At 68.9% G+C, this 9781-nt stretch carries 5 protein-coding genes; all 5 read right to left on the bottom strand.

Annotated features, from left to right (window positions below; translation table 11 throughout):
• Positions 1-172: 172 nt before the first annotated feature.
• The 5 genes from NS4_RS23640 to NS4_RS23620 all read right to left on the bottom strand — a co-directional run bounded on the left by NS4_RS23640 (position 173) and on the right by NS4_RS23620 (position 9624).
• Complete coding sequence (locus NS4_RS23640; RefSeq protein WP_063061681.1) at positions 173-2587, bottom strand: HAD-IC family P-type ATPase; 2415 nt, start codon at positions 2585-2587, stop codon at positions 173-175.
• A 103-nt stretch (positions 2588-2690) separates the two neighbouring features.
• On the bottom strand, positions 2691-3836 hold the full coding sequence (locus NS4_RS23635; RefSeq protein ID WP_063061680.1) for an RNA-guided endonuclease InsQ/TnpB family protein: 1146 nt from the start codon (positions 3834-3836) through the stop codon (positions 2691-2693).
• Positions 3837-4223: 387 nt separating this feature from the next.
• Positions 4224-7448 (bottom strand): arabinosyltransferase domain-containing protein, encoded by a 3225-nt coding sequence (locus NS4_RS23630; RefSeq protein ID WP_245665644.1) that lies wholly within the window; start codon positions 7446-7448, stop codon positions 4224-4226.
• Positions 7449-7572: 124 nt separating this feature from the next.
• Entirely contained in the window at positions 7573-8079 is a 507-nt protein-coding gene (locus tag NS4_RS23625; protein ID WP_063061700.1) for a WKL family lipoprotein, read from the bottom strand.
• A gap of 96 nt (positions 8080-8175) precedes the next feature.
• Positions 8176-9624, bottom strand: a complete 1449-nt coding sequence (locus tag NS4_RS23620) for a DNA polymerase IV (RefSeq protein WP_174552128.1) — start codon at positions 9622-9624, stop codon at positions 8176-8178.
• Positions 9625-9781: the final 157 nt, after the last annotated feature.

Genomic DNA, 9781 nt, shown 5'->3' with positions numbered 1-9781 from the left:
TTCGCGAACAGGCCCACACCCCCACCACACCCGGGCAAGCCCGAGCCCCCAGGCTCGGTCCTGGCCCACCCGGCATTTCGCGGGGCCGATCCCGCACCGCTCATTTCCATAACCGCGTGCCTTGTTACCCGAGCACCCCGCCTGACCCGCAGCCGAGCCCCGCCCGTCCCCCTCAGGACTCGCCGGGTGCCGCGGGGATCAGCTTGTGCGACTCCCCCCGCAAACTGGCGCTCACCCACCAGGCGACCTCCACCAGCACGATGCCCACCGCGCCGCAGGCGAACGCGGCGGTGGTCAGGCGCAGATTGGACGGGTCCAGTGCGAAGAATTCACGGGTGAAGGGAACCGTGAAGAGCACCAGGTAGGCCGCCACCGAGACCGCTATCAGCACGATCTTCCACCAGGTGTAGGGGCGGGCGACGATCGCCAGCACCCACACCGCGATCATGATCAGGGTGATGAGCGCGGTGGTGCCGGCCTGCATCTTCTGCTGTTCGCTGGCCTCGGGGCCGGCGTAGGCGATGAGGTAGGCGACGAAGGTCGCGGTACCGATGACCACGCCAGAGGGGATCGCCAGCCGCATGACCCGGCCGACGAATCCGGTCCGGGCCCGCTCGTTGTTCGGGGCCAGGGAGAGGATGAAGGCGGGGATACCGATGGTGAACCAGGCCGCGATCGTCACGTGCCGGGGCAGGAACGGGTAGCCGATGGGTTCGTAGCCGAAGATCTGGGAGCCCACGCCGGCGACACCGATCAGGAAGGCCAGCAGCACCGAATAGACGGTTTTGGTCAGGAACAGGTTGGAGACCCGTTCGATATTGCCGATCACCCGGCGGCCCTCGCCCACCACGTACGGCAGGGTGGCGAATCTGTTGTCCAGCAGCACGATCTGCGCGACCGCCCGGGTGGCGGGGCTGCCGGCGCCCATGGCCACACCGATATCGGCGTCCTTGAGTGCCAGCACGTCGTTGACCCCGTCGCCGGTCATGGCCACGGTATGCCCGCGGGACTGCAGCGCGCCGACCATGGCCCGTTTCTGATCGGGGCGAACCCGTCCGAAGGTGGTCCGCTCCTCCAGCACGCCGGCGAGTTCGGCGCGGTCCTCGGGCAGGGTCCGCGCGTCGACGGCGTGGTCGCCGCCGGGCAGGTCCAGGGAGGAGGCGACCGCGCCCACCGAGACGGCGTTGTCGCCGGAGATCACCTTGATCGACACATCCTGACTCGCGAAGTAGTCGAGGGTGTCGCGGGCGTCGGGCCGTACCTTCTGTTCGAGGATCACCAGGGCGACCGGGGTGATGGTGCCGGGGGCGCCGGTCGCGTCCACCGCGCGGTCGCCCCGGGCGAGCAGCAGTACGCGCAGGCCGGTGGCGCCGAGTTCCTCGGCGGCGCGGGCATCGGCCGATCCGGCGTCGAGCAGCACATCGGGTGCGCCCAGCAGCCAGTCTCCGTGCTCGCCGTAGGAGAAGCCGCTCCACTTCTTGGCCGAGGAGAACGGCGCCACGGCCGTGTACTCCCAACCGGGTGTCTCGGGAAGCGCTTCGGCGATGGCCGCCACGCTGGTATTGGGCCGGGGATCGTCGGCCGCCATGGCGGCCAGCGCCCGGCGGGCCCGGTCCTCGGCGCCGGCACCGGTGTCGATCATCCGGAGCTCGGCCAGGCGCATAGCGTTCTCGGTGAGGGTGCCGGTCTTGTCCGCGCACACCACATCCACCCGGGCCAGTCCCTCGATCGCGGGAAGCTCCTGGACCAGGCATTTGCGCTGCCCCAGCCGCACCACACCGACCGCGAACGCGATCGAGGTCATGAGCACCAGGCCCTCGGGCACCATCGGCACCAGTGCGGCCACCATCCCGGTGACGGCCGGCCGCCAGGACTCCCCGCTGGACACCAGCTGGTTGTAGATGCTCAGGGCGCCCGCCGGGATGAGCAGATAGGTGATGACCTTGAGGATGGTGTCGATACCGTTGCGCAGTTCGGAATTCACCAGGGTGAACTTGCTGGCCTCGTCGGCCAGTTTCGCGGCGTAGGCGTCCCTGCCGACCTTGGTCGCCCGGTAGGCGCCCGAACCGGACACCACATAGCTGCCCGAGAGCACCTGCGCGCCGGGTTCCTTGGCGACATCGTCGGATTCGCCGGTGAGCAGCGATTCGTCGATCTCGAGCAGTTCGGCTTCGACCACCTCGCCGTCGACCACGATCTGGTCGCCCGGCCCGAGTTCGATGAGATCGTCGAGAACCACCTCGCCGGGCGCGACCTGTTCGGCCTTACCGTCCCGGCGCACAGTCGGTTTCGCCTGCCCGACGATCGCCAACCGGTCCAGCGTGCGCTTGGCCCGGATCTCCTGCACGATGCCGACCGCGCTGTTGGCCACGATCAGCAGCCCGAACATTCCATCGATCACCGATCCGGTGGCCATCACCAGGACGAACAGCACACCCAGGATGGCATTGATCCGGGTGAACACATTCGCCCGGACGATATCGCGCACCGAGCGACTGGCCCGGGCCGGCACATCGTTGGCGAGCCCGTCGCGCCGGCGCTGCGCCACTTCCGCGGCGGTGAGACCGGATGTTCTTGTTGTCGACATGGGTGTCAGCTTGACGTCCTCCCGGCTGTGAACAACCTGGATTCTTCCTGCGACTCGATGCGCCGCTTCAGTGGGTTCCTGTTTCACAGAGACTTGCCTTCCGCTAGACGACAGGGCTTACAGTCCCTCCGCAGGCGTTTAACCTCTCGGCGCGCCCCGCCGCGAGGATATTGATTGCCGCGTTCAGATCGCGGTCGTGCGTTGTGCCGCAGGTACAAGTCCAAGTGCGGACATGCAACGGTTTCTTCCCACCCGGCGCCCCGCACACAGAACATATCTGTGTGGACGGGAAGAACCGGTTCACCTTGCCGAAGGTCCGCCCACATCGGGTGGCCTTCTCTTCGAGCATCCGGATGAACATTCCCCACCCGGAATCGTGCACCGATTTCGCGAACCGAGTACGTGCGAGGCCCTTGATGCACAGATCCTCGACGAACACCGCTTGGTTCTCGCGGATAATCGCCGTGGAATGCTTGTGCGCTCCATCCCGTCGCGTATCGGCCACCCGGGCGTGCGCCTTGGCGACCCTGATCCGGGCTTTTGCCCGGTTTTTCGACCCCTTCTCCTTCCGCGAGAGTGCCCGTTGAGCTTTTCTCAACCGCCGTTCGGCCTGCCGCAGAAACCGCGGCGAAGCGATCCTCTTGCCGTTCGACAAGACAGCGAACGTCGACAAGCCGAGATCGATACCCACCTCGGCATCGATGGGCGGCAACAACTGGTCGTCGACCTGCACCACGAACGACGCGAAGTACCGGCCCGTCGCATCCTTGACTATCGAAACCGATGATGGATCGGATGGCAGCTCCCGCGACCAGCGGACCGGGACATCGCCGATCTTCGGTAAGCGCAGCTTCCCACCCGCAGTGACCGCGAACCTCGAGTTCCTCGTGAACCGGATCGCCTGCCTGTTGTCCTTGCGGGAACGGAATCGCGGTGGCCCGACCTTCGCGCCTTTCCGTTTTCCGGTAACCGAGGAGAAGAAGTTGCGGTACGCAGTGTTCAGGTCGGCCAGCGCCTGCTGCAACACCACCGCTGATACCTCGGCGAGCCATGCTCGTTCGGGGGTGGCCTTGGATTCGGTGAGCTGTTTCGACAGTTCCGCGTCGCTGATCCGCTGCCCCGCCTCGAAAGCTCTTCGGCGTGCGCGCAGGGCGTCGTTGTACACCACCCGCGCACACCCGAACGCTCGTGCCAGGGCTATTTGCTGACCGGGCGTCGGGCAGACTCGGAAGTTGTACCGAAGCTGCATGGCCCGAGCATACAGCTGGATTATTGGCAGCACAGAAGAGATACGCACTGGTAGGCACTGCGTATCCGCTCTCCATACTCACTTGGTTTTCGTCACCGGGTACCGGTAACGCGTGTTTTTGGTGTGTCACTTCGGCCGGACGGACGGGAACGTGCGGATGGTATGCGCAGACTTCGAGTGCGAACTCGTGGATTGCAACGGGGCCGCTTCCTGCTTCGCCGGATCGGTCGGCGGTGTCCGACTTTGGATCCTACGCCAGGATAGCGAGCAGCAGCGTCCGTTCTGGGGCATGCTCGGGCCATGGAGGCCTCCCCGCATGGACTATCACCTTCGTCCCGAAGGGCCCTGCACTAGCCCGCATCTCGGTAGTCACCGCTGCGGCGCGGCTCACCAGGCGACGTTGATCGGGCCGGGCGTCCAGGTCCCGGAGTGGTCCTCCTGCGCCGTGCGCGGACGGGCCGGGACCACGTCGGGATCGATGGGGAGGAACTGCTGCAGCTGTCCCCAATCACGGTCCCAGTCCTGATCGAGATAGGTCGGCAGGGTGCGGGCGTGCAGCAGCAGGCCGGTCCAGCCCAGCGGGCCGCCACCGTCGTGGTTCTGCCACAGATTGGTGTCGTGCGCGCCGATCCGGTCCGGCAGGATGCGGTATTTCGGCACCTCGGCGATCCCGACGCGGTGGTCGAAGGGTCGCTGGCACGGGAACTGCAGGCCCACCGCCCAGTCCAGGAGCACCGGATCGTCGGATCCGACGACCGTGTTCAGGTCCTGGGTCTGCGGGATGCGCGGTGGAGTGAAGGCCAGCCACTGGCGTGGATCACGGTCCCGGTCGGCGGCCACGATGCGCACTGTGTCGGCATCGGCGTAGGGCGCCAGCGGAACCCGCAGATTGCGCCACGACGGCGCCGGGCCGATATCGATCGGGTTGACCCGGCGCAGCGGGACCGGGTCGGCGGCCGAACCGCCCGGTGCGGTGGTGGAGCCGAATTCCAGTTCCAGGGACTGCCCGTGCGTCACCACACCGTCGGCGTCCTGCGACCAGATACGGCCGGCGGCGCTGAGCGCGAGAATATCCGCGCGGTCGGCGACCGGTGGCAGCCGGTACCAGCCGGAGGTGAGTTGGGCCGGGCCGTCGGCGTGATCGCTGCCCAGCACCGGGGTTCCCGGGGCCAGTCCGAAGGGCAATGCGGGACTGTCGGTTTCGGTGGCGACACCGGTGCCCGCGGTCGCCTCGCCCACCGAATCGGCGATGGCGGCGTCGGCGCCTTCCTCGGCGTCGGCACTCAGATCCGCCGCCACTCCGGTGGGGCTGAAGCCCGTTCCGGTACCGGCCAGGGCCGCGGCGGGATCACCGGAGAGCGGGGGGAGCATGCCGCGGTTGGGGTCGGTCTCCACCAGCACGTGCGGGGCCAGGCCGCAGGTATTCCCGGCGAGAGCGCTCAGATTGGAACTCGCCAGCGAGAACGCCGGGTACTGGGAGACGGCGCCCTTCGCGAACGATGCCACCTCGAACAGCACCATGAACGCGGCGGCCACGGTCAGGGCCGGCACCTTGGCGAACCGCCAGCCCCAGCGCGAGATCCGGTGCTGCCCGTCGTCGGGTGCCCGCACATGCCACCACGCCGCCAACGCCAGCAGCGCCACCGCGCCCAGCAGGAAGACCTTGTTGAAGGCGATACCGGCTACCGAGGGCTGTTTGTCCCACCACGGGACGCTGTAGGAGGAGACGTACCACCAGCCGTTGGGGCCGGCGAATACGAGAGCCAGCAGGAACGACACCGCGGCGGCGAACAGTGCCCGGTTGCGCGGCGCGCGCATGACCCGCGGCCCGATCGCGACGGCCGTCAACACCGCCACCGCGCCGGCCAGCCCGGCGAAGACACCGAGGTGGTGGGTCCATTTGGTCGGGGTGGTCATCATCAGCGCCATGGCGCCGACGGTGACGCCGAGGATGCGCCGCGAGGGCCCCACCGCGGCGGTGGGGATCCGGCCGCCCTTGCGTAGCAGGGTGAGCAGGCATACCGCCAATCCGGCGATCATCACGAAGATCCCGAAGCGGCGGGCCACCGAGCCGTCGACCGTACCCATGAACAGGTACTGGTAGCGCAGGTACTCGTCGAACCAGAGCACATGCGGGCCGGCCAGTTCGTGCACCCGGCGCATCTCCATCATGGCGCTGATCGGCTGGTCGGCGAAGGCAACCACCAGCACGAGGACACCCGCGGCGGCCAGCGGCAGCACTTGCGCGAGCCATCCGATCCGCGGCGCGCGGGCGGCGAAAATCTTGATCAACGGCCGCAGCCCGGCCAGCAGCGCGGCCAGGCAGATGATGCCGTGCGGGCCGGCGGTGCAGCTGAAGGCGGCGATCAGGATGGCCACCGCGAACGGCAGCAGGCGGCGGGTGGCGATACCGCGCTCGACCGAGCACCAGGTGAGCAGCACCCCGAGCGCGACGATGGGCTCGGGCCGCAGCCCGTTGTTGTAGGGCAGCCAGACGGCCAGGAACACCAGCGCGCCGGTCCACGGGACGAACTTGGTGCGATGCAGCGCGGCCCCGAACCGGGGCACCACCTCTCGACTGATCACCAGCCAGGCCAGGATGCCGGCCAGCAGACCGGGCAGCCGCACCCAGGGGCTGGCGGTGGTGAGGTCGGCCATCAGGCCGATGAGGTCGTAATACGGGGTGCCGACCGGGTTCTCCGGGACCCCGAAGTAGCGGAAGTAGTTCGCCATATAACCGGCGGCCTGCGAGGTGCGGCCCATGCCGAACTGGTAGCCGTCGTCGGAAGTGGTGGCGCCGATGAAATGCCAGAGCACCAGCGTGCCCAGCACCACCACATCGACCGGACGGAAGGTCCACCACCGGGCCGGCAGGAACCGGCGGGCGCGGCGCCCGTCGAGGCTGTCCAGCCGGTGCAGCGCGAACAGCGAGATCAGGGTCGCGGCGACGGCCACCCAGATCGCGGCCTGCTTCAGCGGAGTCGGGCTGGAGGTGAACCGGCTGTCGACCTCGGCGGTGACGCGGGTGCCCGCGGGATCGGTCAGATCGCTGAACACACCGACCAACTGGGGACGGAAATCACCGCTCAGCACTACCGGCTCCGAGCCGGTGAGCGAGGCGACGGATTCGGTCATCCCGGCGTGGACGTCGAGTTCGCAGTTCGGGGGGAGTTCCGCGACCGGGACGCTGAACAGCGATTGGTTGCGCAGGACGACGTCGAGCTGTGCCCCGGCCTCCGGGGTCGCGGGCCGGACCCGGGCCAGGAAGCCGTAGCGCTCCAGATCAGGTGCGCCGTAGGGCGCGGTGGCGGTCAGCACGCCGCCGCCGGGCCCGAGTTGCCCGATCGCCGCGCACGGCACCGTGGCCGTGTACTCCAACGGCGCGTACGCGACCAGCGGGGCATCGATCGAGGCAGCGGAATCGTCCTGCGGCCAGGACACTGTGGCGGTGTCGACCCGGACCGGCAACAGCGGTACCGCGATCGCCAGCAGTGCTCCGATGAGCGCCGACACCAGCGCGACCGGCCGCGCCCAGCCACCCCTCGATCGGGACCGCGGACCGTCGGAGATATCTGTCGGCTCGGGCGCCGCCACCACCATCGTGTCAGCCACGGGGCGCAATCCTAGCCGGATGCGCGCGCACCGCTGCGGCTGCGCTCACCGATCCCATCGAAGTCATAGAACGAGACCGGCCGGTCCGCTCATCGCGGAACCGGCCGGTTTGCACACTGCGGGATCAGGCCGCGCAGGCCGGGGACTGTACCTGGGCCTGGGCGAGCATATTGCAGGTCCAGGTCTTCTCGACCTTCCACACACCGTCCTCGGCGACGAACGGGACGTCGACCACGTTCTGGGTGTCGCCCAGTTTGAAGTTGGCCTTGGCGTTGATGGTGTCGGCGAAATCGTTGACCTCGGTGACCTCGATGGTGGCACCGGAATCCGTGTAGAACTGGGCCAATTTGCCCGGCAGTTCCGGATCCGCCTCGGCGCCCTGCATCATGTCCAGCTTCTCCTCGTTGGGTACGGCCGGGTCGAGGGCGCGCTGGAGTTGAGCGTTCAGGTCGGCCACGGTGGGCACCGGCGGCAGATCGGACGCCTCTTCCGAGGCGGCCGCCGACGCGGACGTGGTGCTCGCGGCCTTGGTGTCCGAGTCGGAATCATCGCTACCACACGCCGTCAGGGTCAGCGCGGCCACGGCGGCCACGCCGGCGATCGCGATACGTCCGGTCTTGCGAAGCTTCAACTGCTCGTCCTTTGCGTTCGAGGGTTCGGTGTCGTGCACTACGGCAGAGCCACCGGAACCGGCGACGCTGCCCGGACCAACCTACCCGGCGGGCCCTCAGGACAAGCTGGCGAGCGGATCCGCTGAGCACAACTCCGTATTGTCGGCAGCGAAAGTACGCGCGATCCCCGGTCCTGTCGAGCGGGTCTCGAACCTGACGGTCACCCGTCCGTGGCCCGCCCCCTGCACCCAGCCGAATCCGAATTCGGGATGCCGCACATCCGAACCCGGCCGCCAGAGGGCACTGCTACCAGCGGAAACGCCGGAATCCCGCGAGTGGTGAGGGTTTTCGTCGACACCACCGGGTGCCGGAGCCGAGCCGGCCGACGTGTCCACGGAACTCCCCGGTCCCACCGGATGTCTTACCCGATCCACAGAGGTCTCTTCGACTGCCGTCAGAGAATCCGGCGCGCCGCCCGGCTCCGCCGCGGTTCCGCCGGACGATTCGGCGGGCTCGCCACCGAGCCGGTCCAGCTCCGGGAACAGCGATTCCTGCCGGATGGTGGACAGCCCGGCATAGCCCACGCCGACCAACCGGATCGGGCCCAGCTCCCGCGGATCGATCGCGGCCCGCTGCGCGGCGGCGGTCAGGGTGGGCAGATCCTCGGTCGCGTAGGGCAGGGTGGTCGAACGCGTGGTGATACTCATATCGGCACGCCGGAGCTTCAGCACCACGGTCCGGGCAGCGCGGCCGTCGCGGCCGAGCCGGCGGTGCGCCGCGGCGGCCATCTCGGTGATCGCCGGGCGCAACCGCTCCAGGGTGACGATATCGTGCTCATAGGTGGTCTCGGCGCTGATCTGTTTGGCCTCGGCACGTTCGGTGACCGGACGGTCGTCGACACCGCGGGCGAGCCGGTGCAGCGCCGCGCCGATACTGCCACCCAGGATCGATACCGCCTCGGCCTCCGGCAGCGCGGCGAAGGCGCCCACGGTTTCGATCCCGAGGGTGCGCAACCGGCCTTCGGCCACGGGGCCGATGCCCCAGAGTTTGCGCACCGGCAACGCGGCCAGCAGGGCCTGCTGCTCTCCCGGTGCGATCACCCGGATCCCATCGGGTTTGGCCATGCCGGAGGCGATCTTGGCCAGCTGTTTCCCACTGCCCGCGCCCACCGAGGCGACCAGGCCCGTGCGTTCGCGCACCGCCGCCCGCAGTCCGGCGCAGAACTCGTCCACTTCCGCCGCGCTCGCCCCGGCCAATTCGGCGGGCTCGGCGAACGCCTCGTCGAACGACAGGGTCTCCAGGACCGGGACCCGGGCGCGCAAGGTATCGAAGACGCGCCCGCTCAGCACGCTGTACAGCGCGCCCCGCGGCGGGACCACCACCGCCGACACCCCGACCAGCCGCCGCGCCTGCTGCATCGGCATGGCCGAACGCGCCCCGAACACCCGCGCCTCGTAACTCGCCCCGGCCACCACCCCGCGCGCCCCGGTCCCGCCGACCAGCACCGGGCGGCCGCGCAGGGTGGGGCGGGTGAGCTGTTCGCAGGAGGCGAAGAAGGCATCCATATCGATATGGAGCACCCAGCGCCGGGAAGTCTCGCCGCCCGGCCACCGGATCGGCCCGGCGCCGGTCCCGGGATGCCGGTCGCTCACCACGGGTCGGCTCGCGGTTCGCCGGCCGGCCGCCACCGCGGCACCCTGCGGCGGCCGCTCCCGCCGCGGC

The organism is Nocardia sienata NBRC 100364 (genome assembly GCF_001613205.1).
GTDB lineage: Bacteria > Actinomycetota > Actinomycetes > Mycobacteriales > Mycobacteriaceae > Nocardia > Nocardia sienata.
The sequence above is the reverse complement of the archived record's forward strand: the minus strand, read 5'-3'. Positions and strand labels throughout refer to the sequence as shown.

Coding starts and splice junctions, on each gene's coding strand:
- NS4_RS23640 (WP_063061681.1), bottom strand. CDS start 2,587: ATGTCGACAACAAGAACATCCGGTCTCACCGCCGCGGAAGTGGCGCAG.
- NS4_RS23635 (WP_063061680.1), bottom strand. CDS start 3,836: ATGCAGCTTCGGTACAACTTCCGAGTCTGCCCGACGCCCGGTCAGCAA.
- NS4_RS23620 (WP_174552128.1), bottom strand. CDS start 9,624: ATGGATGCCTTCTTCGCCTCCTGCGAACAGCTCACCCGCCCCACCCTG.